Here is a 26,873-nt window from a genome sequence, read left to right as displayed (position 1 = left end):
TAAGCGAGGTTAGCGTGGTAGTTTCAGCGGTTCATAAAACGGTTCCCGGGCCGTGGTCCGGATGGCTTAATGGTTTACTGGGCGTCATTATTTTTAGCGGTTCGCTGCCCGCAACGCGCCTGGCGGTGCTGGATATGAACCCGTTCCTGCTAACCTTTCTGCGCGCCTCCATCGCCGGGCTCCTCGCTATCGCGCTGGTAGTCGGATTGCGCCAGAAACGGCCGCGCGCATCGCAGCTTGTCCCCCTGGCCATCGTCTCGTCAGGGGTGGTGATCGGCTTTCCGCTCCTCACGGCGCTGGCTTTGCGCCACGTCACTTCAGCGCATTCGATCGTTTTCATCGGGCTATTGCCGTTGATGACGGCCATTTTTGGCGTACTGCGCGGCGGAGAACGTCCGCGCCGCGCTTTCTGGATCTTTTCCGTTATTGGCAGCCTGCTGGTGGTGGGTTTCGCCCTGACGCAACAAGCTGCGGCGTCGCTTAGCGGCGATCTGCTGATGCTGGCGGCGGTGGTCGCCTGCGGCCTCGGCTATGCGGAGGGTGCTAAGCTGACCCGGGAGCTTGGCGGCTGGCAGGTGATTAGCTGGGCGCTGATTATGGCGCTGCCTTTTATGCTGATCGCCTCGTTACTCACCCGGCCAGCGTCATGGAGCGCCATCTCGGTTTCCGCCTGGATTGCGCTCGGCTATGTGTCGCTCTTTAGCATGCTTATCGGTTTTATTTTCTGGTACAAAGGGCTGGCCGCTGGCGGTATCGCCGCCGTCGGCCAGCTTCAGCTATTACAGCCGTTCTTCGGGCTTGGCCTGTCAGCCGCGCTGCTGCACGAAACCGTCAGCCCACTGATGCTGACCGTAACCCTGGGCGTGATTCTGTGCGTTATCGGTTCGCGCAAATTTGGCTGCTAGCCTGTATTGCCCTTGTAGCCCGGAAATCCCGGGTCGCGGCGTAAACGCCTTACCCGGGCTACCGCCCCGCGGTATAGCGGTGAACGGAAACCCTTTACACCTTCCCGGAGGCGGCGCGTTGCGCCTGTCCGGGCTACTACCCGTAGCCCCGGTAAGCGCAGCGCGACCGGGGAGGACAACCGGTTACACTACCCGCGCGTACTGCAGCATCACCTGCAGCAGCACGTTCGCGCCGGCCTCAACGTGCTCCGGCGACGCATATTCAATTTCGTTGTGGCTGATCCCGTCCTTACAGGGGATAAAAATCATCCCGGTCGGCGCCAGATAGCTCATATACACCGCGTCGTGTCCGGCGCCGGAGACAATCTCCCGCGCGGGATACTCCAGCCGCTGCGCGGCGTCGGCGATCGCCGCCTGGCACTCCGGGTGGAACGGTGCCGCCGGATAGTGGCTCACCTCTTTCAACGCCACCTTCAGGCCGCTCTCCCGCTCGACCCCGGCGATAAACGCCCGCAGCTGGCGGTCCATCTCATCCACCAGCGCATCGCTGATATTGCGCATATCAATCGAAAAAGTGACCTCTCCCGGCACTACGTTACGGCTATTCGGATAGACCTGCACTCTTCCTACCGTACCGCGCCCTTCCTCGCTGCGCCCGGCAATCGCCACCACTTCCTGCATAATGCGGGTCGCTACCTGTAACGCATCCTGACGCAGGCGCATCGGCGTCGGCCCGGCGTGGGACTCCTGGCCGGTCACCACGCAGTCATACCAGCGGATCCCCAGCACGCCCTGCACAATGCCGATAATTTTCTCTTCATCTTCAAGAATCGGCCCCTGTTCAATATGCGCTTCAAAGTAGGCGCCAACCGGATGGTCGCCCGGCGTCTGGCTGCCGATATAGCCGATACGCGCCAGCTCCGCGCCCACGGTTTTACCGTCCGCATCCTGCGCGGCGTAGATGGTCTCCAGCGGGAATACCCCGGCAAACACGCCGGAGCCCATCATCACCGGTACAAAGCGCGACCCCTCTTCATTGGTCCAGAACACCACTTCAATCGGCGCTTCGGTTTCAATCTCCCGATCGTTCAGGGTACGTACCACCTCCAGCGCCGCCAGCACGCCGTAGTTACCGTCAAATTTGCCGCCGGTCGGCTGGGTGTCAATATGGCTGCCGGAGACAATCGGCGGCAGCGCCGGATTACGCCCTTCCCGGCGCATAAATACGTTGCCGATTTTATCGACGGTGACGCTCATCCCGGCCGCCTGCGCCCAGCTAATCACCAAATCCCGTCCCTGGCGGTCAAGATCGGTCAGCGTCAGACGGCAGCAGCCGCCCTTCGGCGTAGCGCCAATTTCCGCCAGCGTCATCAGCGAATCCCACAGGCGCGCGCCATTGACCCGGCAGGCGGTGGTTTCGGTTATCGGGGTAAAAAGGACATCACTGCTCATTTCGGTCTCCTTGCATAAACGCGGCGGCCAGCTCGACCAGCAGACGATCGCTGCCGCGCGGGCCCAAAAATGAAATTCCCAGCGGCAGGCCGCCCGTCCGGGCAACCGGCAGCGTCACCTGCGGACGTTGGGTCATGACGGAAATTAACAGCAGATCGTGAGACAGGCGGCGGACCGCCTCTATCTCTTCGGCCTGCGCCGTCAGCAGCGGCGCGCCGTCGGGAACGGTCGGCATCACCAGGACCGCATCGCCCAACTGCGCGTCCCACCAGGCGGTAAAACGCTCGCGCTGCTGGCAGGCGGCGTCAAACTGCGCGCGGGTGACCGCTTTGCCCCAGAAAAAACGCTCGCGGACGTCCGGCCCCAGCTGCAGGCCGTAGCGCTCAATGGTTTCCCCCTGCGCCTGCCAGGCTTCGTAGCCCTGAATCTGGCGGAAGGCGAGATAGATATCATCCACGTCCGGCAGCGGCGCGCCGAGCGGCGTTACCGGGCCGAATAAGCGCGCCAGCTCCTGGCGGACCGGCAGCAGCGCCTGCTGGCTGCGCAGCGGCAGGCGGGAAAACAGCCCTTCATGGCTGGCCAGCCGCACGCCGGTGATATCCGCTCGCCCATCGTCGAACAGACAGGCGGCGACGGTGGAAAAGACCTCCGGCGAGCGGGCAAAGAAGCCACAGGTATCCATGGTGGCGCATAGCGGCTGGCAGCCGTCGAGGGAGAGTCGGCCATGGGTCGGGCGCAGGCCAAACAGTCCGCAGTAGCTTGCCGGCGTGCGTACCGAGCCGCCGGTATCGCTGCCGAGGGCAAAGTCGCACGCCTCGTTCGATACCGCCGACGCCGAGCCGGACGACGATCCGCCGGGGATATGATTCGGCGCGGCGCCGTTGCGCGGAGTGCCGTAATGCACGTTGTGCCCGCTCATCGAATACGCCAGCTCGCTGGTATGGGTTTTACCGATAAAGCGCGCGCCGTTATCTAATAATTTTTGCACCACCGGCGCGGTGCGGGTTTTCACCCCGGACAGCGCCAGCAGATGCGGATTGCCGCCGCCGGTGGGGTAGCCCGCTACGTCAAACAGATCTTTGACCGCAAAAGTTAACCCGCTCAGCGGCCCGCTTAGCGCATGCGCCACCGGATGCGGCGGATAGGGCATAAAAGCGCGAATATCATCCTGCATACTGCTTTCCTCATGGCTTCAGGCGTACAGCGCCTGGTTTTCAACGGACGCACTCAGCTCACGCCAGCGATGGCAGCTCACCACGTGACGCGGCCCGGCCGGTTCGGTAGCCGGCTGGCTCTGCGCACAGGCGGGGCGCGCGTGCGGACAGCGATCGGCGAACGCGCAGCCGGGCGGCAGACGCGAGAGATCCGGCGGCGAGCCGGGGATACAGTGCAGCGCGTCGCCCTTTTTCAGCCCCTCTTTCGGCCGGCTGCCCAGCAGCACCTGGGTATAGGGATGGCGCGGACGATACAGAATCTCCTCAATCGACGCCTCTTCCACGATGCGTCCGGCGTACATTACCGCTACCCGGTCGGCGATCTCCACCGCCGCGCCGATATCGTGGGTCACAAAAATGATCGACAGATCGCGCTGCTTTTGCTGCTCGCGCAGCAGGATCAGGATCTGGATTTGCACCGTGGCATCGAGCGCGGTGGTTGGCTCATCCGCCAGCAGCAGCTGCGGGTTGCAGGAGAGCGCGAGGGCAATCATCGCCCGCTGGCGCATTCCGCCGGACATCTCGTGCGGGTAAGCATCCAGCCGCCGCTCGGGGCTCGGAATGCGTACCTGGCGCAGCGCCTCCAGCGCCCTTTCCCGCGCCGCCTGTCGCGACAGGCCTTCGTGGCGACGCAGCCCTTCGACAATCTGCTGGCCCACGGTATAGACCGGGTCGAAGGCCAGCAGCGGCTCCTGGAAAATCATCGCGCAGCGCGCGCCGCGGTAGCGCCGCAGCTGCCCGGCGCTCATCTTCAACACCTCCTCTTCCCCGACCCTCAGCGTGCCGGAAAGCACGCTGCTTTTCGGCGGATGCAGGCGCATCAGGGCGCGCAGGGTGACGCTTTTACCGGAGCCAGATTCGCCGATCAGCGCCATCACCTCGCCTTTTTGTACATCAAAGGAGACGCCGTTGACCGCGTTGACCGTCTGACCGTCGCGGCGAAACTCAACCCGCAGGTCGCGGATATGGACGTAAGCTTCATGCGACATGGCTCACCTCCTGAATGGCGATTTTTTGCTGCCAGGGCGACGCGGGCTGCGCCATCAGGCAGGCGCTCAGGTGCCCCTCGCCGACGCTTTCGAGCGTCGGTTTCACCTCCGCGCACACCGCTCTGGCATGCGGGCAACGGGTATGAAAGCGGCAGCCGGAGGGCGGAGAAATCGGGCTGGGCGGATCGCCGCTCAGCGGCGAGGTTAAGGTGCGATTATGCGGGTCCATCGACGGCATCGAACTTAACAGCGCCCGGGTATAGGGGTGGGCCGAGGCGGTAAACAGCTGCTCCGCCGGGCCAATCTCCACCACCTCGCCGAGATACATGACCAGGATGCGGTCCGACAGCCAGCGCACCACGTGCAGATCGTGGCTGATAAACACATAGGTCAGCGCCAGCGTCCGCTTCAGCTCCTGCAACAGCTGCAGAACCTGAGCTTCTACCGATTTATCCAGCGCTGAGACCGCCTCGTCGAGGATCACCAGCCTGGGCTTCATCGCCAGCGCGCGGGCGATATTCACGCGCTGGCGCTGGCCGCCGGAGAGCGCGTGCGGATAGCGGTGCGCAAAACGTCCCGGCTCAAGGCCAACGTGCGCCAGCAGATAGCGGGCGTACTCGCTGGCCTCTTTGGCGCTGACGCCGTGTACCCGCTGACCGAAGGCAATGCTCTCTTCCATGGTCATGCGCGGGTTGAGCGAGGCGTAGCTATCCTGGAAAACCATCTGTACCTGGCGGCGATACGCTTTCATCGGCAGGCGCGATGAGCCCACTTCCAGGCCGTCAAAGATCAGCTCCCCGCTGTCCTGCTTAAGCAACTGCATCAGCAGCCGGGCGGTGGTCGATTTACCGCAGCCCGACTCCCCCACGACGCCGAGGGTTTCGCCTTTGATCACCGAAAAACTGACGTCATCCACCGCCTGTACCACTTCGCGCGCTTTGCCGCCGCCGGCGGGAAAATGCTTCAGCAGATTGTTAACCTTGAGCAGCGGCTGCGCCGGCCCGCCGAGGTCGATATTCGTAAAGGGTTGCATCGCTTACTCCTTAATCGCCATTGCCGCACGCAGGCGGTCCGCGAGGATATTGAACGAAATGGAGGTGATAAAAATCATCAGACCGGGCAGCGCCGCCACCCACGGCTGGGTATAAATCGCCGTGCGCAGGGTGTTCAGCATCAACCCCCACTCCGGCTCCGGTGGACGAACCCCGAGGCCGAGAAATGAGAGCCCGGAGGCGAGGATCATGCACACCGAAATCAGGCCGGTGGAGAAGACGAAAATCGGCCCCAGCACGTTGCCCAGCACCTGGACGCGAATAATAGTGAACGCGCTGGCCCCGGTGGCCCGGGCGGCGTCGATGTAGTCCATATGCCGCACCTGCGCGGTGACGCTTTCGGCAATACGCGCCACCTGCGGCACGAACACCAGGGTCAGCGATAGCAGCGCGTTACCGATACCCGCGCCCAGCGCGCCGGAAAGCGCGATCGCCAGCAGCACCGAGGGGAAAGCATAAAATACGTCCACGGTGCGCATGATCAGGGTGTTGGTTTTGCCGCCCGCATAGCCGGCGATAATGCCGATGGCCCCGCCGATAAAAAAGGCCAACACCACCGGGACAATCCCCATAAACAGCGATAGCCTTGTGCCGAGAATCAGCCTTGATAGCATATCGCGCCCGAGCTCATCGGAGCCCAGCGGAAAGCCGTCGGTGCCGATCGGCTTGAGGCGTAAAAACATCGACGTTTGATACGGATCTTTAACGATCAGCCAGGGGCCGAACAGCGCCAGCGCCAGCAGAACGAGAATGATCGCGCCGACGAATACCCCGCCCGGGTCGCGCAGCAGGCGGCCAAACACGCCGCGCCAGTAGCCTTGCCTGGCGACCGTCCTGGCAGGGACGGCAATGCCTTTGGTCGTCACGGTATCCACCATCGTCAGCTCCTCTTAATTCGCGGGTCGAGACTGGTTTGCAGCATATCCACCAGCAGATTGAGCAGGACAAAGAACAGCGCCAGTACCCAGATGGTGCCCTGCAATAGCGGCAGGTCGCGCTGGAAAATGGCGGTGTTCAGCAGCAGGCCGGTGCCGGGCCAGGAGAAAACCGTCTCCACCAGAATCGAGCCGCCCATCAGATAGCCGACCTGCAGCCCCATCACCGCCAGCGCGGTCGGAGCGGCATTCTTCACCACATGCAGAAAGATCCGCGATTCGTTGAGCCCCCGGGCGCGCAGGCCGACGATAAACTCCTGGCTGAGAATGTCCGCCACCTGTGAACGAACGGTGCGGGCGATGATGCCGGTCGGGATCACCGACAGCGTGAAGGCCGGCAGCAGCATGAACTGCAGGTGTTCCCAGTCCCACTGCCAGCCCACCTCGCCGATTGGCCCGCCGCCGGTTGCCGGTAGCAGCGCGAATTTGACGCTAAAAACGATAACCAGCAGCATCCCCAGCCAGTAGTGCGGCACGCTGACGCCGAATACCGACAGCACCGAGGCCAGGCGGTCAATAATGCTGTTACGAAAATAGCCGGCGACAAAACCAAACAGGCTACCCAGCACAAATCCGATCGCCGTCGCCAGCAGCGCCAGACGCAGAGAGTAGGTCACCGCCGTCATGACCTCGTCGATGACCGGACGGCCGGTGGCGACCGACATGCCCAAATCGCCGTGCAGCGCCCGCCATAGCCAGTGCACAAACTGCAGCGGCAGCGGTTTATCAAAGCCGTAGGCCTGCATTAAGGTCTGACGCAGCGATTCCGAGGCGTCCGGCGGCATCACCGACACCAGCGGGTCGCCCGGTGCTATCTGCACCAGCATAAAACAGATCACCGCGACCCCGAGCATGGTGGGGACGGCCAGCAGGATGCGATATAGCAGGGTATTGATCATCTCTTGCTCCCGAATCAATTACTCTTTTTTGCTCACCAGGCTAAGGTCGATAAACCAGCTTTGCGGCTGCACCACTCCGGTGACGGCAGGCGAAATCGCCCTTGGCCCGACATCGTGAGCGACGAACAGGAACGGCACCTGATCGACCAGCGCGGCGTGCAGTTCGCCCGCGGCTTTATCCATTTCAGCCGTGGTAAACGCGTGCTTTACCGCCGCCGCCAGCTTTTCGGTTTCCGGCGTCGAGAAATAGCCCCAGTTGGTCGCTACCGGCGGGAAGGCTTTCGCGGTGGAGAAGCGGATCATGCCGAAATAGGGATCGTTAACTGCGGCGCTAACGTTGATCGCGTCGATCCCTTTCGCCGATGGATCTTTCGCCCCGAGACGCCAGTTGGTAAACAGGGTGTTCCATTCATTAACTTTAATGTCGACGTTAAAGAAGCAGCTTTTCAGGCTCTGCTGGATGTACTCGTTCATCGGCAGCGGCTGCATCTGCCCGGAGCCGGAGGCCGAGGTGGCAACCGTGACGTGCAGCGGTTTACCGGCGCTATAGCCGGCTTCGGTCATCAGCTTGCGGGCGGTTTCAGGGTCATATTTGATCTGGAAAGTGGGCTTGCCGTGCCACGGGCTGTCGGCCTCGTAGACGCCGGTCGCTTCGGTCATATAGCCGCCGAGATAGCTTTTAAGCTCGGCGCGGTTCAGGCACAGGTTGGCGGCTTTACGCACGCGAATATCTTTCCACGGCGATCCCTCTTCAAAGGAGAACTGCCACGGCCACAGGTGCGGCTGGGTGTTGGCATAGATTTTAAAACCCTGCGCTTTTATCTGATCGACCGCGTCCGGAGCCGGAGCTTCAATCCAGTCCACCTGCTTCGAGAGCAGCGCCGCGGTGCGGGCGTTAGCTTCCGGCAGCGGGATCAGCACCACTTTATCCACCCGTGGAATACGTTCTTTGTTCCAGTAGTCGGGGTTCTTATCGAGGATCAGCTGCTGGCGGGGAACCAGTTTTTCCATTTTGAACGGGCCGCTGCCCACCGCATGGGCGGCGAACTCGGTCCATGCCTGTTTGCTGCGCGCCGCGGTATCGCCAGCGCTTGCCGGCACCGCGTCATACAGCTTTTGCCACGCGGTGGGCGAAACGATAAACAGATTGGTGATGTTGTAGGGCAGCAGCGCGTCAGGTTCGGCGGTGGTCAGCGCCACGGTATGGTCATCAATTTTCTCCGCGCCGGTCAGGGTCGGCATGCGTGAGAGAGTGTTGCCAATCTGGCCTGGCGCATACTGCGGCGCGGCTTTATTCAGTACCTTCTCCACGTTCCAGACGATGGCGTCGGCATTGACCTCCGAGCCATCGTGAAATTTAACCCCCGGGCGCAGGGTGAAAATCCAGCGGCTTTGATTTTGCGGGTCAACGTGCCACTCGGTTGCCAGTCCCGGCACCAGACCGCTGGGCTTTTCGCCTTGCGACAGATCCCATTCAACAAGGGCGTCGTAAAGCGGAATGCCGGTGAAACGGTTCCCTTCAAAACCCTGATCGGGCTGCCCGAGGGTCAAAGGAATATCGGCGGCAGTCATGGCGATCCGCAGAGTTGAGGCATGGGCCGACACGCTGGCAAACAACGCCAATGCCCCGCTAACAGCAACGGCGAGATGGCATCCAGGCGAAAATATTTTTTTCTTCAGCATCACATTGTCCCTGTTAAATAAAAGTCGCTAACTAACAGGCAAGATGCATACCAGTTCTGCAAGGGCGGGAAATAAGGGCGAAACGGCGTATAAAATAAGGATGACTTATATTATCTCGATGATTTTCATTGAAAAATAGAATCAGCTTATCTTTTTGCACCACTGACGGGAAATGTGTTGCAGGATTGCACCAGCCTTACTTTCTTTTGAAAGGGATAATCACGTGGCGTTATTTTCTATAAATTAAATTCATAATATTCGGCAAATCATCAGTTTGAGGCATTGTCTTCTATACTTTCTGATAAAGAGAAAGAGGGAGTCGCCATGCCGTTACCTGATTTTCACCGCTCCGAGCCGTTTACCCTTGGCATCGAGCTGGAGCTCCAGGTCGTCAACCCACCGGGCTTCGATCTGAGCCAGGACTCTTCCGCGCTTATTGATGAGGTCCAGGGCACGCTGAAAGCGGGCGAGGCCAAACATGACATCACCGAAAGCATGCTGGAAATCGCCACCGGCGTCTGTCGCGATATCCATCAGGCCACGGCGCAACTGAGCGCGATCCAACAGGCGGTGCTGCGTGCCGCCGCCCGCCATCATGTACAAATCTGCGGCGGCGGAACGCATCCGTTTCAAAGCTGGCAGCGCCAGCAGATCAGCGATAACCAGCGCTACCTGAAAACCGTTGAGCACTTTGGTTACCTGGCGAAGCAGGCGACTATTTTCGGCCAGCACGTGCACGTGGGCTGTCAAAATGGCGATGATGCGATTTATCTTCTGCACGGCCTGTCGCGCTTCGTGCCGCATTTTATCGCGCTGAATGCGGCCTCTCCCTGGCTCGACGGCACCGATAGCGGCTTTGCCTGCTCGCGGCTTAATCTTTTTGCCGCTTATCCCGATAACGGCCCGATGCCGTGGGTCAATAACTGGCAGGCGTTTATCGGCCTGTTTCGTCGTCTTAGCTATACCAGCATGATTGATAGCATGAAGGATCTGCACTGGGATATTCGCCCCAGCCCGCGCTTTGGCACCGTTGAGGTACGAGTGATGGATACCCCGCTGACGATTACCCAGGCGGTAAATATCGCCGGGTTTATCCAGATTATTGCCTGCTGGCTGCTGACGGAACGGCCGTTTAAACATCAGCCCGAAGATTACCTGTTGTACCCCTTCAACCGCTATCAGGCCTGTCGCTATGGCCTGGACGGGATCAACACCGATGTGAACGGCGGCGAACAGCGAACCTTTCGCGAAGAAATTCTACAGCTGGCGGATAAACTGGCGCCCAGCGCCCATAAGCTGAATGCCGGCAGCGCGCTGGAGGCGATTGTGCGCCAGGCGAAGCAGGCTCGCAGCGAGCCGCAGCAGATGCGCGAGTTCGTCGCCAACGGCGGTTCCTTAATCGGACTGGTGCAAAAGCACTGCGAGATCTGGACGGCGTAGCGGCGGTAACAGGGTATACTGCACGCTTTCGTCGTCTTTCTGGAACTTGTCGTGCGCTTTTTCTCTCTTCTGCCGCTGCTACTGGTATCTTTGCCCGCCTTCGCCAGCGGGAAATGCTCGCTGACCGATCCATCGCTCACGCTGCAAAGCTATCGCGTCGATCCGCAGCGCGAGCGCATTGTGATGTACTGGCAAAAAGAGGACGGCAAAGCCTGGGGGTCGCTGCGCTCGCTGCTGGCGGATATCGACCGCAACGGGCAGGTGCAGATGGCGATGAACGGCGGAATTTATGATAAAGCCTACGCGCCGCTGGGGCTGTATATCGAGAAAGGCCGGCAGTTGATCCCGCTTAACCGCGCCTCCGGCGGCGGCAACTTTTTTATTCGTCCCGGCGGGGTGTTTTATCTGCGAGGGCAAAACGCGGGAATTGTCAGCATTGATAAATTCAAGCCGTCGCCAGCCATTCAATACGCCGTGCAGTCGGGGCCAATGCTAATTGAAAACGGCAAGATCAACTGGCGGCTGAAGCCGTCCGCCAGCTCGCGCAAGTTGCGTAACGGTGTGGGCATCACCGGCGATGGCAAAGTGGTATTTATGCTCAGCGAGCGCGAAACCAATTTCTACGATTTCGCCTGCTACGCGCAATCCAGGCTCAACGTGCGCCAGATGCTCTATCTCGACGGCACCATTTCGAAGATGTACCGGAAAGGCGGCAGCGTGCCGTGGCAGTACCATCCGTTCGTCACCATGATCGCGGTGGAGAGCAGATAGTCTTAATAACATCGTCTGCGGGGAGTAGCCCCCGGGAGATTTTTATGCCGCTGTGGATATGCCTCTGAAACGACGTGATATGCAGCGATGCCCTGGCCCCCGCTGAAATCGGCGAACCGGAGGGCCGAAGACAAGGGCTGGCCGCCAGGGATGGCGGACAGAGGCGAATCGAGACACGACAAAATTGCCTGGAGCAATTTTGAACAGCGCTTGCGCTGGCCCCGTAGGGGCGAGTCCCAGGGATGGGACGAGTAAGGTCGAGTTGAGCCGACCGCAGGCTGAGGTCCGGGAGGTGAGCGCTGTGCGTAGCACCGATTTCTTTGCGGGACCGCGGGGATTGTAAAGGGGGAGACGGTTTTCTCCCCCTTTACCCGTTCACCTACCGCGGTGAGACATTTTCTGCGGAATAATAGTGAACGGAACCCCTCAACACCGTCCCGGAGGCGGCTCTTGACGCGCCTGTCCGGGCTACCAGGTCCGGGCCACCTACATCCGGCGGTGCACCCACTCGCGCAGGCGCTGGAACAGCACGTACAGCGACGGAATAAACAGAATGCCGATCGCCGTCGCCACCAGCATGCCGCTGAACACCGTGGTACCGATAATCCGCCGGCTCTGCGCCCCGGCGCCGGTGGCGAGCATCATCGGCACAATCCCGATGATAAAGGAGACCGCCGTCATCATCACCGCGCGGAAGCGACGGGTAGCCCCTTCGCGGGCGGCGTCGACGATCGACATCCCCTCTTCACGCTTCGCCCGGGCAAACTCGACGATCAAAATCGCGTTTTTCGCCGCCAGCGCGATCAGTAGCACCAGCCCTATCTGCACGTACACATCGTTGGCATAACCGGCCCACCATAGCCACAGCAGGGACCCGCCGATAGCGAACAGCACCGACAGCATCACGCTCGCCGGCAGCGTCCAGCTCTCATACTGGGCGACGAGAAACAGCCACGCCATCGCCACCGCCGCCAGCACGATCCATACCGCCTGGTTACCGGTCTGCTGCTCCTGCCACGAGATGCCGCTCCAGGCATAGTCATAACCGTGCGGCAGATTCGATTGTAAAATCTGCTCCATCACCGCCATCGCCGCCCGACTGCTGACGCCTTCAGCCGCCGAACCGCTTATCGATACCGACGGGAACTGGTTATATTGCTGAATAAACGGCGCGCCAACCGTTGGCGTAATCGTCACCAGATTACTCAGATGCACCCGCTCGCCGCTGTCGCTACGCACGTAAAGCTCGCTAATCTGCTCGGCCCGCTCGCGCCACTGCATCTCATTTTGCATCACCACGTGGTAGACACGATTATTGATGCTGAAATCGCCGGCGCGGGTGCCGCCAAACGCGGTCTGCAGGCTGCTGAAAATTCTTGCCACCGGTACGTTCAACCGGGCCGCCTGGTCGCGATCGACGGTGAGCGTCAGCTGCGGCACATTGCTGCTCCAGGTGGTAAAGACCCGGCTAAGCTGCGGATGCTGGTTGGCCATTCGCAGGACCTGATGGGTGACCTGCTCCAGCTCCGCCGGCGATTGTCCAGCCTGCGCCAGAATGCGTAAATCAAATCCAGAGGCGTTGCCCAGCCCCGGCAGCGTCGGCGGCGCAAAAGCCATAATCGTCGCTTCCGGCAGCCCCAGCAGCTGGCCCTGTAGTTTTTCCATCACCGCGTCCAGCGGCGGCCGCTGATGCCACTCTTTCAGCATCACGGAGATAAACCCGCCGTTCGAGGCGCTGGTGCCGTTGAGAATATTAAAACCGGACACCTGAATCACATCCTCAACCGCCGGGTTCCTCAACAGCAGCTCCCGCGCCTGGGCCATTACCGCCTCGGTACGCTCCAGCGAGGCGGCTTCTGGCAGCTGCACGCTGGCAAAGAAATAACCCTGATCTTCCTGCGGCAGAAAGCCTTTCGGCATTGTGGTAAAGCTCAATACCACCAGCCCTGCCGCGGCTACCGTCGCCGCCAGCGCCAGCCAGGGACGGCGATTCATGCCCCCGACCAGACGCCCGTAGCCGTCCCGCACCGTATCCAGACCGCGGTTAAAGCCGCGCCAGATGGCGGCAGGCCGCTCCGGACGCGGACGCAGCAGCAGCGCACACAGCGCAGGCGTCAGGGTCAGCGCCACCACGCTCGACAGCGTCACCGCCGTCGATAAGGTGACCGCAAACTGGCGATACAGCTCGCCAACGATCCCCGGCAGCATTGCCACCGGCACGAACACCGCCAGCAGCACCAGGGTCGTGGCGATCACCGGCCCGGCGATTTGCCGCAGCGCTTCGGCGGTTGCGGCGCCGCGATCCAGCCCCTCCGCCATTTTTGTTTCCACATTCTCCACCACCACGATAGCGTCATCTACCACCATCGTCAGGGCGAGGATAATCGCAAACAGACTCAGGGTATTGGCGCTGTAGCCCAGCGCGTAGAGCACCGCGAAGGTACCGATAAGCGACACCGGGATGGCCAGCGCGACTATCAGCGTCGCCCGCCAGCTCTGCAGGAACAGGGAGACCACCACCACCACCGCCAGCAGGGTCAGCGCCAGCGACACGCCGATCTCTTTGATCGTCGCCGCAACAAAGCGGGTAGTATCAAACTTCACCTCCCAGGTGAGATCCGCCGGGAAGCGCGCATGCAGCCGGGTCAGCTCGGCGCGTACCGCAGTAGCGACCTGCAGCGAGTTAGCGGTGGGCGTCGGGTAGATGCCGAGATAGGCGGAGTCTTTGCCGTTGAGCTGCGCGCCGGAGCTGTAGCTGCGAGCGCCCAGTTCAATAGTCGCCACGTCGGACAGGCGTACCAGCTGGCCGCGTTCGCCGCTGCGAACCACAATTTGTCCGAAACCGGCGGCATCGCTTAATCGCCCAATACCGTTGATGGTCAGCGTTTGCTGCTGGCCGTTAAACACCGGCGGCGTGCCTACCTGCCCCGCCGCGCCCTGCACGTTCTGCTCGCGCAGCGCAAGGGCAATATCGTCGGTCGTGATATTCAGCGCGTTCATGCGGTCGGGGCGCAGCCAGATGCGCATGCTGTAGTCGCGCGCGCCGAACATCTGCACTTCCCCGACGCCGGGAAGACGCGCCAGCGCCTCGCGCACCTGGGTGCTGGCGTAGTTGCTGACAAACAGCGGCGACAGGGTGCCGAGCGGAGAGTAGAGACTCACCCCCATCAGCAGGTTTGTCGCCCGCTTTCGCACCTGTACGCCGTTCTGCTGCACGTCGGCAGGCAGCTGCGCCACCGCCTGCGACACGCGGTTCTGCACGTCGATTGCGGCTAAATCGGCGTCGGTTCCGGCAGCAAAGGTCAGGCTCAGGCTGTAGGTCCCCTCATCGGAACTGGTGGACTCCATGTACAGCATATGATCGACGCCGTTGAGCTGGGTCTCCAGCGGCGCGGCAATAGCTTCCGCTACGTCCGCCGCGCTGGCGCCAGGCCAGCTGGCGCTAACGTTGATGACCGGCGGCGTAATCTGCGGATACTGCTCGACCGGGATCAGCTTTAGCGAGACCGCGCCGACAAAGGTCATCAGCAGGGCAATCACCATCGCAAAGCGCGGGCGTCGGATAAAAAATGTCAGCATCCCCTCTCCCTTATTCACTCAGCAACTGAATGGCCGCGCCGTCACGCAGGCGCTGGGCACCTTCCGTCACTACGCGCTCTCCCGCTTTCAGGCCATCCGCCACCACGAAGCTCTGGCCATGCTGACCGGCGGGCGCTAAACGGCGCATCGTCACGGTGTTGTTCGCCGTTACGACCCAGCAGTAAAAGCCCAGTGCATCCTGCTGTAGCGCAGAGGCCGGGATCATCGGGCTCTCCTTAAGTTGCTGCGGACGGAAGAAAACCGTGACGTTGCCGCCCGGCAGTAAACGGTGCTGCGGGTTAGCAAATTCAGCGCGCAGCGCCACGCTGGCGGTGCGGCTATCAATACGGTTATCAACGGAGGTCAGGACGCCGTCTTCACGCCGTCCATCCAACTCCACCTGCGCCAGCCACGCCTGCTTCATCGCGGCGATATCCGTGTGCTGCCCTGCTTTCGCGAAAAAGGCGGATTCATCGAGCGAGAACGCCACGCGAATCGGATCGAGCTGGACCACTTCAACCAGCACGCCGCTGGCGGGATTGACCAGGCTGCCGACGTGAAAAGGACTATGGCCGACGCGCCCGCTCACCGGCGAGGTAATGCGGGTATAGCCGAGCGTTATCTGCTGGGCGGTAATGCGCGCCTGCGCCTGCTCTACGGCGGCGGCGGCGACATCGCGCTGCATCTGCGCGGTATCCACGTCATGACGGCTGATAGAATGGTTATTTTTCAGCTGCTGATAGCGGCTCAACAGCTGCTGGGCCTGGCGCAGGGAAGCCTGCGCGCTTTTCAGTTCGGCCTGTGCGAGCGCCAGCGCGGCTTTCGGCTGGGCGTCATCCAGCGTAAATAGCGGCTCGCCTTTTTTGACGTACTGCCCATCCTGGAAATGGCGCTGCACGATCGTCCCTTCGGTACGGGCGCGAACGTCGACGGCGTGAATGGCCTCAACGCGGCCGGAGATTTGCCGTTCATCGGCATGCGGCGCTTGTTCAACGGTGGCAACGCGCACCGGAATGGCCGGCGCGGCGGCGGCGATAAGCGCGTAGCCTGCCAGGCCGCAGGCCAGCAGGGCGGAGCGGATGATCTTGTTCATGGGGAATTCCTTACGACGATGCGGCGTCCCTTCCCCGCAGGAGAAGGGACGCCGGACGGGTCAGACACGCTACGCGGCTTTGCGGAAACGACGAGTCAGGCGCTTCTCAACTTCCACCACCAGGAACATCGCGATACCGATGACCAGGGTGATGAACCAGTAGCGCAGCGGCAGCCCTTCGGTGCCAAACATCGTCTGCATCACCGGTACGTAGATGATGACCAGCTGCATCAGCAGCAGCACGCCGCTCACCAGCCAGATGCCTTTGTTACGCAGAAGCCCCATATTCAGCGAGAAGCTGTCGCTGCTGCGGCAGTTAATCATGTAGACCCACTGCGCGGTGACCAGCATCTGCAGCAGGACGGTGCGGATAAACTCCGGGCTGTGGCCGCGCGGCGCCAGCCAGGCTTCAAGAATAAAGGCGGCGACGGCGATCATCGTGCCGACGAAGGCGACGCGCCAGACGGCGAAGGCATCCATGACGTGCTGGCCGGTTTTACGCGGCGGTCGGTTCATGGCGTTGCGCTCGGCGGCTTCAAACGCGAGGCCAAAGGAGAGCGTGGCGGAGGTGGCCATGTTCATCCACAAAATCAGTACCGGCGTCAGCGGGATAATGTTCCCCGCCAGCAGGGCGATGATAATCAACAGCCCCTGCGCCAGGTTGGTCGGCATGATGAACAGAATGGTCTTTTTCAGGTTATCGTAGACCCGGCGCCCCTCTTTGACCGAGCTGGCAATAGTGGCAAAGTTGTCATCGGTCAGGACCATATCGGCGGCCTCTTTGGTCACCTCAGTGCCCTTAATGCCCATGGCGATCCCGACGTCGGCCTGACGCAGCGCCGGAGCGTCATTGACGCCATCGCCGGTCATGCCAACCACTTCACCGTTATCCTGCAGCGCTTTCACCAGGCGCAGCTTGTGCTCCGGGCTGGTGCGGGCAAAGATATCGAACTCCACGGCGGCTTTCGCCAGCTCGGCGTCATCCATGTGCTCCAGCTGGTAGCCGGTCATCGCCTGGCTGCTGTTGGTGATCCCTAACATCTGGCCAATACTCATCGCCGTCTGCGGGTGATCGCCGGTAATCATCTTCACGCGGATCCCCGCGTTCTGGCAGGCGTGGATAGCGTCGATCGCTTCCGGACGCGGCGGGTCCATCATTCCGGCAATGCCGAGGAACACCAGCCCTTCGCGCAGATCGTCGTGGGACAGCGTGGTGCTGCCGACGTCAGCCGGTTTGTAGGCAGCGGCGACCATACGCAGGCCCTGGCGGGCAAAGCGCGCCATCTCCTCTTCCCAGTACTGCGGCTCAAACGGCACCGCCCCCTGCTTGCTCATCTGCTGGCGGCACAGGGCAAAAATCACGTCCGGCGCGCCGGTAATCAGCACCTGCTCGACGTCGCCCATTTTCTGGTGGGTCGCCATGTACTTGTACTGCGAGTCGAACGGGATTTTCGCGACCAGGCGGGCATCGACGGGCTCCAGCCGCGCTTTCGCCGCCAGCACCTTCAGCGCGCCTTCGGTTGGCCCGCCGGTAATGCCCCACAGGCCGCGCTCGTCCTGAATCATCTGGCTGTCGTTACACAGATCGATGGTGCGCAAATAGGTTTCCAGCACGCTGCCCGGTTTAATTTGCACCGGCTCGTTGCTGCCTTCCAGGCAGATGTTACCCTGAGGCTCGTAGCTGTCGCCTTCGACGCGGTAGCAGCAGTCGGCGGTGATGATCGCTTTAACGGTCATCTCGTTCATCGTCAGGGTGCCGGTTTTATCCGAGCACACCACGGTCATGGCGCCCAGGGTTTCCACCGTCGGCAGTTTGCGGATAATCGCCCGCTGACGCGCCATTGCCTGTACGCCCAGAGAGAGAATAATCGAGATAATCGCCGGTAAGCCTTCCGGCACGGCGGCCACCGCCAGGCTAATCAGGGAGAGCAGCAGCTCGCCGAGAGGAATATCGCGCAGCGCCAGGCTGAAGACGAACAGCGCAGCCATCATCGCCAGGATGATAACGAAGATCGCTTTACCGAGCTTATCCATCTGCACCAGCAGCGGCGTACGGTGCTTTTCAATGCCCGCCATCATCTGGTTGATGTGGCCGAGTTCGGTATCCTGGCCGGTTGCGGTCACCACGCCAACGCCGCCGCCGGCGCTGATGGTCGTGCCGGAGAAGAGCATATTGGTACGGTCGCCCAGCGGCAGTTCGCCTTCCAGCGCGTCGGTGGTTTTATCCACCACCGTCGACTCGCCGGTCAGAATGGCTTCTTCAACCCGCAGATTATGGCTCTCAATCAGGCGCATATCGGCCGGCACGCGGTCGCCCGCGCGCAGAATCACAATATCGCCCGGCACCAGGTCGCGGGTCGGGATGGTTTCGTGTTTACCGCTGCGCTGCACGCGCGCGTCGCTGGAGAGCATATTGCGGATGCCCTGTAGCGATTTTTCGGCATTGCTCTCCTGGATATGGCCGATCAGGGCGTTGATCACCGTGACGCCAAGAATGACAAGGGTATCGACCCAGTGCCCCATAACCGCGGTGAGCGCGGCGGCGGCCAGCAGGACGAAAATCAGGACGTCGTTAAAGTGGGCAAGGAAGCGCAGCCAGGCTGGCTTGCCTTTTTTCTCCGGCAAGGCGTTCGGGCCGAAGGTCTGCAAACGCTCGGCGGCTTCAGCGGCGCTGAGCCCGTCGACATGGCTTTTTTTCTGCGCCAGCACCGCATCAACCGTCTGCTGATATGCCCGGCGTGGCGCGACATCCCCTGAGGGGGTGGTATTATTAGTTTTGATCATTTTGGTCAAAATATATCTCCCTTAAAATTCCGTGAGGCGGAAAGCCTGGAATCATTCCGGGCCAATGAGAAAAATTTTAAACAGGCGGGAGATAATTTGAGCTTGCGCAATATTTAATCTCTCGCAAATACAAAATTTATGGTAAGTTAATTCTATAGAACAACTATTGCAGAATATTAATAAACCTAAACTAAACGAGGTCTACTATGTTTGGAATCTATCGCGGACGCCGCCTGGTGCTGTACATTCTGCTGGCCATTATTATCGCTACTCTGGTGGGATATAGCACCTATACTTTTGTAAAAGCGCTGGCTTAATAATGACGTTAATTTACATTAAAGCGTAATTAACTTAATCACAAATAAGCCCAAAATAATTAACAAAGAAATGAGTGAGAACGTTTAAATATAATACTTAAAGCGTATTTTAATTGCGTACGAAACGATATTGCATTGATTCCCTTTTTACCGGACAATATGTTTTTAACTGATGATTAACAAATAATGAAACATCCGCTAGAAACGCTCATGAGTGCCGCCGGCATTCTCCTGCTGGCTTTACTCTCCTGTCTGCTGCTGCCGGCGCCCTCGCTGGGTCTGACGCTGGCGCAGAAGCTGGTGGCGACGTTCCATCTGATGGATCTCAACCAGCTTTATACGCTGATCTTTTGCCTGTGGTTTTTAGCGCTGGGCGCCATCGAGTATCTGGCGCTGCGCTGGGTCTGGCGTCGCTGGTTCTCTCTTGAGCGCTAATCCGCTCAGGTCGCGCATACCGTTGATCAGGCCTTCGCACCAGGCGACATAATCGTGGCCGCTCGAGGAGGGATGAAAGCTCACCTTATATCCCTTCTCGCTCAGTACCCGCCCGAACTCAAGCGTATTGGCATAAATACCGCCGTCCGGCCCGCGGGTCTCAAATCTTCCCGCCTGTAGCCAGAAACGGACCGGATAGCGCGGCGAGTGCTGATACTGTCGGGTCAGCCAGCTGGCTTCTTCCCCTTTCGGCGCCCACCAGTACGACCCGGACAGGCTCAGTACGTTGCCAAACTGCCGGGGATAGCGCAGCGCCACCCAGGACGCGGCCAGCCCGCCGTAGCTGGATCCTGCAACCACGGTTTTTTGCCGGGTCAGGCTGAGCCCCTGGCGGTTCAGCCAGGGCAGCAGCTCATGGGCCATAAAATCGGCAAAGTGCGGATTTGGCGGCAGCTCCTTTGCCCGCCGCGGATGATCGAGGCTATCGATAAACACCACGTTAATCGGCGGTAGCCTGTGGCTGGCGATCAGGGCGTCCAGCACGTTGGCGAAGCGGTATTCGTCCTGGTAAGTTTTACCGTCAAAGAGCAGCAGGGTCCAGCGCGCGGGCTGCGGCAAACGTGGGCGATAAATCATGACTTCACGCGCGTTTTGCAAAAAGTCGCTGCGCAGCTGATGGCGGGTCAGCGTCCCGTAGCGTAGCGGCTGCGCCATCCGCGGCGCCGAGCAAAAACGCGCGGGGTTAAGAGCCAGCAGGGAGTAGCGACTCCAGCGGTCGTGGGCGGCATTGACGCTATTCGGGTTTAGCGGGTCGGCCTGGGCGCTGACCAGAATAGCCCGCCGCTGCTCGCGCGCGCCGCCGGCTACCTGCGGCACATCCGGGGCCAGCTTATACTGCATTAAGGTATCGGCAGGTACGACGTAGCTACGAAACCAGACGTCAGAATCACCGAGACGAAACAGCGGATCGTGATCCCCCGCCGGCGAACCCAGAATAAACACGTTGCGGCTCGCTCCGCGCCACAAGAAGGTCACCCGCTTATGGCTGGCGTCCACCGATTCCACCATGGGCGTTCCCTCCAGTTCACGCTCCCGCCAGAAAGTCGCCGTTGAGCCTCCCGCCGCCAGTTCCTTCTTCAGCAGCTGCAGGCGCGGGCTGACCGGGTCCAGCGTCTGGATTTTGGCCAGCGCGGTGGTTTCCCGCATCTGCCACTGAAAACGCCAGCGGGCTCCTTCTTCACCGTGGAGCACCAGCGAGGAGGCGCGGTTTACCGGCAGAGAAAATAGCAGGGTTTGCTCGCCGTCCGCCGGGCCGCCCGCCAGCAGCGTGCGCAGACGGCGGTTATGTTCATCCAGCAGTCGGGCATCGGTAACGCCGGAGAGCGTCGCCGCGACGTAGTTCTCTCCTAGCCTGGGCAAGTCAAAACAGACCTCACCGCTGGCGTCGAACTTCCCCTCCAGCTCTCCCTGTAACGAAGGGGATTCACAGTTCATCGCCGCCGCCGGTAAAGCACTTAACCCCAGCAGCAGACCGCTCCATGCCGTTTTCATTGCCCGATAGTTCCTTGTAAGAATTTGTTAATAACGCTAATGCAAATAATAACTATTTGCAATAACATTAAGGCCGTTAATGATGACCGCTGAAGGATTCACTTCGATGAGGGCGGTTTTTGATGGCGATTTAACCAAGGAAAAATCATAAATATGTTTAAATATAATAAGATAACAGCATTATGGACTGCGACTCTGGCGGTATCTTCGATCGGGAATCAGGCGCTGGCGGCGGAGGAAACGCTTGTCGTCACCGCGGGCAGTAGCGAAGATCCTACAGCGCCGCTTAAGGGAATAGTGGCCACCAGGACGCTATCCGCGACAAAAACCGCCGCAGAGATCGTCAAAACGCCGCAGTCAGTATCGGTGGTTACCCGCGATCAAATGCGCGCGCTGGACGTCACCTCGGTATCCCAGGCGCTGCGCTATAGCGCGGGCGTTTTTACCGAATATCGCGGTTCATCTAACCGCAACGACGAGGTTTTCGTTCGCGGCTTTAGCTATGTGCCCAAGTTTCTCGATGGCCTGAGCTACGGCGCGACGGCCTCCTCGCAAACCGGTACTTTCGACCCGTGGCTGCTGGAACGCGTCGAGCTGGTACGCGGCCCGGCCTCGGTGCTGTTTGGCCAGGTAAACCCCGGCGGGCTGATCGCCATGACCAGCAAACGCCCTGTCAGCCAGCCGATTCATGAACTGCAGTTCCGCACCGGCAATCATCATCTTGCCGAAGGCGCTTTCGATTTTGGCGGCCCGCTGAGCGATGATGGCCGCCTGCTCTATCGTCTGAACGGGATCGCCCGTACCCAGAATAGCCAGGTTGAAGATTATAAAGAGACGCGGATGGCCATCGCCCCCGCCCTCACCTGGTATCCTGATGACGCCACGCGCATGACGTTATTAACCAGCTATCAGAAAGACCCGGATGCCGGTTACCGTAACTTCCTGCCGCGCTACGGTACGGTGGAAAGCGTCGACGGCAGCTATATTCCGCGTGATTTTAACGTCAGCGATCCCAGCTACAATCAGTCGTGGCGGGAACAAACGATGATTGGCTATGAATTTGAGCACCAGCCAGACGATACCTTTACTCTGCGCCAGAACGCCCGCTACGCCATCATCAAACAGAAGTATCGCTACCTGGTTTATTCCAGTAGCCCCGCCAACAGCTCGGTACTCTCCCGCCGCGCCCAGCATGAAACGCGCCAGACCGATGAATTTGGCATTGATAACCAGCTCGAAGCAAAGTTTGCCAGCGGCCAGGTGGCCCATACGGTGATTGGCGGTCTGGATTACAAAACCAGTAAAGATAAGCAGTATCTTGGCCGGGCCGGAGGCTCGCAGTACGATCTCGACTGGCGCAGCCCGACCTACGGCGTTAGCGTCGATGAAAGCGCCTTCAGCCCCGCCACTAATGAACAGCAAAATCTCGATCAGGCTGGGGTCTATGTTCAGGATCAGCTGAGCTGGCAGAACTGGGAACTGTTAGTTTCCGGGCGCTATGACTGGGCGGAAGTACGCACCACCGATTTTACCGATGCCAGCAGCACCCAGCAGAATGATAATAAGTTCACCTGGCGCACCGGCCTGCTGTACGCCTTTGATTTCGGTCTTTCCCCCTATATCAGCTACAGCACCTCCTTTGAACCTAACCTGCAAACCAACCGCGCGCCTGGCGTTGGACCGTTCGATCCCAGCGAAGGCAAGCAGGTGGAAGTCGGCGTGAAATACCAGCCTGACCCAAACGCGCTAATCACCCTTGCGCTGTATGATTTAACGCAAAGTAACGTCGCCACCTACAACAGCGCCGCCGGATGGTTTGAGAATAGCGGTAAAGTGCGTTCCAAAGGGGTTGAGGCCGAAGCGCACGCGACGCTCTTTGAGAATCTCAATCTGATCGCTTCATACACTTATACCGATGCAGAAACCGTCAACACTACCGTTGTCGGTACCGAAGGGAAAACGCCAGCGCGTATTCCGACCCATATGGCTTCAGCCTTCACCAGCTATACCCTGCCGGACGGCGCGCTGAAAAGCCTGACTGCGGGAGTGGGCGTACGCTATATCGGTACCAGCTATGGCGATGCGAAAAACACCTTTAAGGTTCCGGCGGTAGATCTGTATGACGCCATGGTCAGCTATGAATTGGGCGAGCTAAACTCGAGCCTGAAAGGCGCGCAGGTACAGTTCAACGTAAACAACATCGCGGATACCAGGTATGTGGCCTCCTGCGCCAGCGATAGCGCCTGCTTCTACGGCATTGGTCGGACGGTGACGGCAACGGTCAGCTACGCCTGGTAAGAACAGCCTCCGCCGGTTTCCCCGGCGGACGCTTTTTCAGTGCGCGCGGCTGTGATTTTCTTTACGGTAGGCGCCCGGCGGCTGGTTAAACGTACGGGTGAAGATGCGGGTAAAAGTTTGCTGCGAGTCAAAGCCGTATTTCAGGCAAATATCGTAAACCCGCTGATCGGTATCGCGCAGATCGCGCGCCGCCAGCAGCAGCTTACGCTCGCGGATATAGCGCCCCAGACTCTCCCCTTTGTACTGTAAAAACAGTCGTTGTAAATGCCACTTCGAATAACCGGCATGGCGCGCAATATCGTCAATACGTAGCGGTTGATGCAAATTTTCATCAATCCACTCGACGATAGTATCAATGACCTGAGCGGAAATAGTCATATGTCCTCTCTCCTCCTGAACCACTCTCATCGTTAGCGCCACCAGGCGTTAAATGATTGCGTTTTATCAGCGACCCAAACCGGCTCACCCAGCATAGGCGTCAGCAGTCGCCACGGTCGCCCTGTGCTGGCCTCCGCCAGTCGTTTATACGGATCGTCCCACGTGTGTTTTGCCAGCACGAAGCGCCCGGCATGGCCCGGCAGCACCGCGCGTGCATGAATATCGTCAGCGGCCTGCGCCGTCTCTTCCGGCATCATGTGGATGTACTTCCAGTCCTGGTCATACTGACCGTTTTCCATGATCGCTAAATCCACTTCGCCAAACTGTTCGCCAATGGCTTTAAAGTGCGGGCCGTAGCCGCTGTCGCCGCTGTAGTAAATTTTCTGCTGCGGGGTAACGAACATAAAGCTGGCCCATAGGGTCTGGTTGCGCTTGAGGCCGCGGCCGGAGAAGTGGCGCGCGGGCAGGACATGTACCGTCAGCTCATCGCTCACCTGCAGCGCCTGATTCCAGTCCGCCTCGCTGATTATCGCGCTCTCCATTCCCCAGTAGCGCAGGTGCGACCCCACGCCCAGCGGCGTTATCACGCGCTTGACCTTCGGCATCAGGGCTTTGATGGTGGCGTAATCGAGATGATCATAATGATCGTGCGAGATGATCAGCAGGTCGATCTCCGGCATTCCCTCAGCGTGCCATGGGTAATCCCCGGTAAAGGCCTTATTAATAAAAGAGAAGGGTGCGGCATAGTTGCTAAATACGGGATCAATCAGGATGCGTTTGCCCGCCAGCTGCAGATACCAGGAGGAGTGACCGAGCCAGACCATCGCGTCCTGCCCTGACGGCAGGCCCGCCAGATCGGTGTTCACCAGCGGCAGCGGCTGGGCCGGTCTGGCGTTCTCGCGCCTGGCGACGAGAAACTCCCACCACGCGGCCAGCATATTTTTTTGCCCGGTAAAACCCGGCGTCGGGAGCTGATTGTGAAACTGGCCGTCATGATAGTGCGGCGACTGTTCCACCAGGCTGAGCTGCGCGCCCTGCGGCGCCTGGCCAAATCCGGCATTTAACACAAACGGCAAAGTTGTTGCTGACGCTAATAACATGATGGCGACCACGCTGAAAATGACACGGTTCATATCCTGACCTGGCGAAATCCTCCTTCCTGGAGGTTTTTGTTATAAGGGTTGATTATGAGTGAGTAAGCACTCATTATTAGGAAGAAGCTGAAAGTCGTCAAGACGATTTTCAAATTTTGACAGACAACGTTGCAGTGCCCGTACCGGGCATGCTTAGATCGTGGTTTTATAACCTGTGAGGTAAAGTGTAGTGGCTCGTCCTAAGAGTGAAGATAAAAAGCAAGCGTTACTGGAGGCCGCAACCGCCGCCTTTGCCCAGTCGGGAATCGCCGCCTCAACCTCCGCTATCGCCCGCAGCGCCGGGGTAGCCGAGGGGACGCTGTTTCGCTACTTTGCCACCAAGGACGATCTGCTTAACGAGCTTTATCTCTCTATCAAATCGGGGTTAGTACAGGTCATGGTGGCCAGTCTTAAACCGAACGAATCCCGTCCGAAAGAGAATGCCCGCAATATCTGGAACAGCTATATCGACTGGGGTATGCGCAAACCGATGGAGCATAAAGCCATACGCCGCATGTCCCTGAGCGAACGGATTACCGATGAAACGCGTACCCGGGTTAAAGAGATGTTTCCCGAGCTCAACGAGATATGCCAGCTTTCGGTTAAGCCAATTTTTCTTAGCGATGCCTATCGCACCTTTGGCGATGCGCTGTTTCTGTCGCTGGCGGAAACCACGATTGAGTACGCCAGCAACGATCCGCAGCGTGCCCCGGAGCTCATTGCGCTAGGCTTTGAGGCAATGTGGCAGGCGTTACATGAGGATACGCACTGATGGACCACCGCTCGCTGCATGACCACGCGCACCGTATTGCGCTGGAGCTTCCCTTTACCGAGCACTGCTGGCCGTTCGGCCCGGAGTACGATGTGTTTAAAGTCGGCGGGCGGATTTTTATGCTCACCGCAACGGTACGCGGCCGCGCGCTGGTCAACCTGAAGTGCGATCCGCAAAAATCGCTGCTTCATCAGGCCATTTACCGCAGCATCGAGCCCGGCTATCACATGAACAAAAAGCACTGGATCACCGTGGTTCCCGGCGAGGATATCAGCGTGGACCTGCTGGCGGAGCTGATTGATGATTCGTGGAATCTGATCGTCGATAAACTGAGCAAAAAAGAGCAGCAGCGGCTGCGCCCGGGGTGATTTTCAGCGCTGCGCGATAAGTGTTATCGCATTTTTGCCCCTTATCATTTGCCCGCCATCGCTGTACTCTTCCTTCACGAAACGCACCCGCAAGGGGTTGTAAACAGTGAGGAAGAGTATGGATATCGTATCGGTTGCCTTAAAGCGCTACTCCACCAAGGCATTTGACGCCACCAAAAAGCTAACTGCCGAGCAGGCGGAAAACCTGAAAACGCTGCTGCAGTACAGCCCGTCAAGCACCAACTCCCAGCCGTGGCATTTTATCGTTGCCAGCAGCGATGAAGGCAAAGCGCGCGTCGCCAAAGCGGCGAGCGGCACCTACGTGTTTAACGAACGTAAAATTCTCGACGCATCGCACGTGGTGGTGTTCTGCGCCAAAACCGCAATGGACGACGCCTGGCTTGAGCGCGTGGTCGATCAGGAAGAGGCCGATGGCCGCTTCGCTAACGCCGAAGCCAAAGCGGCAAACCATAAAGGCCGCACCTTCTTTGCCGATATGCACCGCAAAGATCTGCATGACGACGACCAGTGGATGGCGAAGCAGGTGTATCTGAACGTCGGCAACTTCCTGCTGGGCGTGGCGGCAATGGGCCTGGACGCCGTACCGATTGAAGGCGTCGATTTCGCAATTCTCGATGCCGAATTTGACCTGAAGGCCAAGGGCTACACCAGCCTGGTCGTGGTGCCGGTCGGCCATCATAGCGTTGAAGATTTTAACGCCTCCCTGCCGAAATCACGCCTGCCGCAGGCGACGACGATTACCGAGATTTAATTCCCCTCTGCCGGGAACGCCCGGGCCATGGCGCAGCAGCGTCTCGCCCGGGA

21 protein-coding genes are annotated in these 26,873 nt (G+C 59.7%); 8 read left to right on the top strand and 13 right to left on the bottom strand.

Annotated elements, in window-relative coordinates:
* The first annotated feature begins 14 nt into the window (after positions 1–14).
* Positions 15–905: a DMT family transporter gene (locus IAE27_RS02220; RefSeq protein WP_200091652.1), complete on the top strand. Its 891-nt coding sequence runs from the start codon at positions 15–17 to the stop codon at positions 903–905.
* A 183-nt stretch (positions 906–1,088) separates the two neighbouring features.
* Here IAE27_RS02220 and IAE27_RS02215 read toward each other — a convergent pair whose 3' ends face one another.
* Genes IAE27_RS02215 through IAE27_RS02185 form a run of 7 tightly spaced genes read right to left on the bottom strand, consistent with a single transcriptional unit; the run spans position 1,089 to position 9,129 of the window.
* On the bottom strand, positions 1,089–2,357 hold the full coding sequence (locus tag IAE27_RS02215; RefSeq protein ID WP_070557265.1) for a Zn-dependent hydrolase: 1,269 nt from the start codon (positions 2,355–2,357) through the stop codon (positions 1,089–1,091).
* Entirely contained in the window at positions 2,347–3,531 is a 1,185-nt protein-coding gene (locus IAE27_RS02210) for an amidase (protein WP_004100017.1), read from the bottom strand. The genes IAE27_RS02215 and IAE27_RS02210 overlap by 11 nt, the downstream gene beginning before the upstream one ends.
* An 18-nt stretch (positions 3,532–3,549) precedes the next feature.
* Positions 3,550–4,560 carry an ABC transporter ATP-binding protein gene (locus tag IAE27_RS02205; protein ID WP_016809134.1) on the bottom strand — a complete coding sequence of 337 codons (1,011 nt, stop codon included), beginning with the start codon at positions 4,558–4,560 and terminating at the stop codon, positions 3,550–3,552.
* Positions 4,550–5,593 (bottom strand): ABC transporter ATP-binding protein, encoded by a 1,044-nt coding sequence (locus tag IAE27_RS02200; RefSeq protein WP_004111184.1) that lies wholly within the window; start codon positions 5,591–5,593, stop codon positions 4,550–4,552. The genes IAE27_RS02205 and IAE27_RS02200 overlap by 11 nt, the downstream gene beginning before the upstream one ends.
* Before the next feature lie 3 nt (positions 5,594–5,596).
* Positions 5,597–6,490: an ABC transporter permease gene (locus IAE27_RS02195; RefSeq protein ID WP_016809132.1), complete on the bottom strand. Its 894-nt coding sequence runs from the start codon at positions 6,488–6,490 to the stop codon at positions 5,597–5,599.
* A gap of 2 nt (positions 6,491–6,492) precedes the next feature.
* Positions 6,493–7,446 (bottom strand): ABC transporter permease, encoded by a 954-nt coding sequence (locus tag IAE27_RS02190; protein WP_004111182.1) that lies wholly within the window; start codon positions 7,444–7,446, stop codon positions 6,493–6,495.
* Between the two features lie 18 nt (positions 7,447–7,464).
* Positions 7,465–9,129 carry an ABC transporter substrate-binding protein gene (locus IAE27_RS02185; RefSeq protein ID WP_154022121.1) on the bottom strand — a complete coding sequence of 555 codons (1,665 nt, stop codon included), beginning with the start codon at positions 9,127–9,129 and terminating at the stop codon, positions 7,465–7,467.
* A 324-nt stretch (positions 9,130–9,453) separates the two neighbouring features.
* Here IAE27_RS02185 and IAE27_RS02180 point away from each other — a divergent pair, with 324 nt between their 5' ends.
* Both IAE27_RS02180 and IAE27_RS02175 read left to right on the top strand, forming a co-directional pair.
* Positions 9,454–10,569: a YbdK family carboxylate-amine ligase gene (locus IAE27_RS02180; protein WP_070557263.1), complete on the top strand. Its 1,116-nt coding sequence runs from the start codon at positions 9,454–9,456 to the stop codon at positions 10,567–10,569.
* Between the two features lie 51 nt (positions 10,570–10,620).
* Complete coding sequence (locus IAE27_RS02175; RefSeq protein ID WP_064396871.1) at positions 10,621–11,340, top strand: phosphodiester glycosidase family protein; 720 nt, start codon at positions 10,621–10,623, stop codon at positions 11,338–11,340.
* Positions 11,341–11,826: 486 nt separating this feature from the next.
* On the opposite strand, the gene IAE27_RS02170 is transcribed toward IAE27_RS02175, so the two are convergent.
* From IAE27_RS02170 to IAE27_RS02160, 3 genes are all read right to left on the bottom strand, one after another.
* The gene (locus IAE27_RS02170) at positions 11,827–14,919 is read right to left on the bottom strand and encodes an efflux RND transporter permease subunit (RefSeq protein ID WP_200091650.1); all 3,093 of its coding nucleotides are present in this window, start codon (positions 14,917–14,919) and stop codon (positions 11,827–11,829) included.
* A 10-nt stretch (positions 14,920–14,929) separates the two neighbouring features.
* Complete coding sequence (locus IAE27_RS02165; protein WP_016809129.1) at positions 14,930–16,012, bottom strand: efflux RND transporter periplasmic adaptor subunit; 1,083 nt, start codon at positions 16,010–16,012, stop codon at positions 14,930–14,932.
* A gap of 69 nt (positions 16,013–16,081) precedes the next feature.
* Positions 16,082–18,796: a cation-transporting P-type ATPase gene (locus tag IAE27_RS02160; RefSeq protein WP_097365599.1), complete on the bottom strand. Its 2,715-nt coding sequence runs from the start codon at positions 18,794–18,796 to the stop codon at positions 16,082–16,084.
* A 503-nt stretch (positions 18,797–19,299) separates the two neighbouring features.
* Between IAE27_RS02160 and IAE27_RS02155 the strand changes: the two genes are divergently transcribed.
* Entirely contained in the window at positions 19,300–19,548 is a 249-nt protein-coding gene (locus IAE27_RS02155) for a DUF1158 domain-containing protein (RefSeq protein WP_004100000.1), read from the top strand.
* Here IAE27_RS02155 and IAE27_RS02150 read toward each other — a convergent pair.
* The gene (locus tag IAE27_RS02150; protein ID WP_004099999.1) at positions 19,477–21,099 is read right to left on the bottom strand and encodes an alpha/beta hydrolase-fold protein; all 1,623 of its coding nucleotides are present in this window, start codon (positions 21,097–21,099) and stop codon (positions 19,477–19,479) included. The genes IAE27_RS02155 and IAE27_RS02150 overlap by 72 nt on opposite strands.
* Positions 21,100–21,252: 153 nt before the next feature.
* Here IAE27_RS02150 and IAE27_RS02145 point away from each other — a divergent pair, with 153 nt between their 5' ends.
* Positions 21,253–23,397: a TonB-dependent siderophore receptor gene (locus IAE27_RS02145; protein WP_154022119.1), complete on the top strand. Its 2,145-nt coding sequence runs from the start codon at positions 21,253–21,255 to the stop codon at positions 23,395–23,397.
* A 36-nt stretch (positions 23,398–23,433) separates the two neighbouring features.
* On the opposite strand, the gene IAE27_RS02140 is transcribed toward IAE27_RS02145, so the two are convergent.
* Together IAE27_RS02140 and IAE27_RS02135 are read right to left on the bottom strand one after the other, a co-directional pair.
* Positions 23,434–23,775 (bottom strand): RamA family antibiotic efflux transcriptional regulator, encoded by a 342-nt coding sequence (locus tag IAE27_RS02140; protein ID WP_004099996.1) that lies wholly within the window; start codon positions 23,773–23,775, stop codon positions 23,434–23,436.
* 32 nt (positions 23,776–23,807) lie between these two features.
* The gene (locus IAE27_RS02135; protein ID WP_004111167.1) at positions 23,808–24,908 is read right to left on the bottom strand and encodes an MBL fold metallo-hydrolase; all 1,101 of its coding nucleotides are present in this window, start codon (positions 24,906–24,908) and stop codon (positions 23,808–23,810) included.
* A 190-nt stretch (positions 24,909–25,098) separates the two neighbouring features.
* Here IAE27_RS02135 and IAE27_RS02130 point away from each other — a divergent pair, with 190 nt between their 5' ends.
* The 3 genes from IAE27_RS02130 to nfsB all read left to right on the top strand — a co-directional run bounded on the left by IAE27_RS02130 (position 25,099) and on the right by nfsB (position 26,820).
* Positions 25,099–25,680 carry a TetR/AcrR family transcriptional regulator gene (locus tag IAE27_RS02130; protein WP_004111165.1) on the top strand — a complete coding sequence of 194 codons (582 nt, stop codon included), beginning with the start codon at positions 25,099–25,101 and terminating at the stop codon, positions 25,678–25,680.
* Positions 25,680–26,048: an MmcQ/YjbR family DNA-binding protein gene (locus tag IAE27_RS02125; protein ID WP_004099993.1), complete on the top strand. Its 369-nt coding sequence runs from the start codon at positions 25,680–25,682 to the stop codon at positions 26,046–26,048. Before IAE27_RS02130 ends, IAE27_RS02125 begins: the two co-directional genes overlap by 1 nt.
* Before the next feature lie 118 nt (positions 26,049–26,166).
* The gene (nfsB, locus tag IAE27_RS02120) at positions 26,167–26,820 is read left to right on the top strand and encodes an oxygen-insensitive NAD(P)H nitroreductase (protein ID WP_004111163.1); all 654 of its coding nucleotides are present in this window, start codon (positions 26,167–26,169) and stop codon (positions 26,818–26,820) included.
* The last annotated feature ends 53 nt before the right edge of the window (positions 26,821–26,873 follow it).

This window comes from Klebsiella sp. S69, from assembly GCF_016516145.1.
Lineage (GTDB): Bacteria > Pseudomonadota > Gammaproteobacteria > Enterobacterales > Enterobacteriaceae > Klebsiella > Klebsiella oxytoca.
Note: the sequence above shows the minus strand (reverse complement) of the source record. Positions and strands in the feature narration are given on the sequence as shown.

Bases quoted from the DNA above. Each gene is read 5' to 3' on its own strand.
- IAE27_RS02155 (WP_004100000.1), top strand. From the start codon at position 19,300: ATGAAACATCCGCTAGAAACGCTCATGAGTGCCGCCGGCATTCTCCTG.
- IAE27_RS02140 (WP_004099996.1), bottom strand. From the start codon at position 23,775: ATGACTATTTCCGCTCAGGTCATTGATACTATCGTCGAGTGGATTGAT.
- IAE27_RS02160 (WP_097365599.1), bottom strand. From the start codon at position 18,796: ATGATCAAAACTAATAATACCACCCCCTCAGGGGATGTCGCGCCACGC.
- IAE27_RS02195 (WP_016809132.1), bottom strand. From the start codon at position 6,490: ATGGTGGATACCGTGACGACCAAAGGCATTGCCGTCCCTGCCAGGACG.
- IAE27_RS02135 (WP_004111167.1), bottom strand. From the start codon at position 24,908: ATGAACCGTGTCATTTTCAGCGTGGTCGCCATCATGTTATTAGCGTCA.
- IAE27_RS02150 (WP_004099999.1), bottom strand. From the start codon at position 21,099: ATGAAAACGGCATGGAGCGGTCTGCTGCTGGGGTTAAGTGCTTTACCG.
- IAE27_RS02185 (WP_154022121.1), bottom strand. From the start codon at position 9,129: ATGCTGAAGAAAAAAATATTTTCGCCTGGATGCCATCTCGCCGTTGCT.
- IAE27_RS02215 (WP_070557265.1), bottom strand. From the start codon at position 2,357: ATGAGCAGTGATGTCCTTTTTACCCCGATAACCGAAACCACCGCCTGC.
- IAE27_RS02165 (WP_016809129.1), bottom strand. From the start codon at position 16,012: ATGAACAAGATCATCCGCTCCGCCCTGCTGGCCTGCGGCCTGGCAGGC.
- IAE27_RS02205 (WP_016809134.1), bottom strand. From the start codon at position 4,560: ATGTCGCATGAAGCTTACGTCCATATCCGCGACCTGCGGGTTGAGTTT.
- IAE27_RS02180 (WP_070557263.1), top strand. From the start codon at position 9,454: ATGCCGTTACCTGATTTTCACCGCTCCGAGCCGTTTACCCTTGGCATC.
- IAE27_RS02200 (WP_004111184.1), bottom strand. From the start codon at position 5,593: ATGCAACCCTTTACGAATATCGACCTCGGCGGGCCGGCGCAGCCGCTG.
- IAE27_RS02145 (WP_154022119.1), top strand. From the start codon at position 21,253: ATGTTTAAATATAATAAGATAACAGCATTATGGACTGCGACTCTGGCG.
- IAE27_RS02190 (WP_004111182.1), bottom strand. From the start codon at position 7,446: ATGATCAATACCCTGCTATATCGCATCCTGCTGGCCGTCCCCACCATG.
- IAE27_RS02125 (WP_004099993.1), top strand. From the start codon at position 25,680: ATGGACCACCGCTCGCTGCATGACCACGCGCACCGTATTGCGCTGGAG.
- nfsB (WP_004111163.1), top strand. From the start codon at position 26,167: ATGGATATCGTATCGGTTGCCTTAAAGCGCTACTCCACCAAGGCATTT.
- IAE27_RS02170 (WP_200091650.1), bottom strand. From the start codon at position 14,919: ATGCTGACATTTTTTATCCGACGCCCGCGCTTTGCGATGGTGATTGCC.
- IAE27_RS02210 (WP_004100017.1), bottom strand. From the start codon at position 3,531: ATGCAGGATGATATTCGCGCTTTTATGCCCTATCCGCCGCATCCGGTG.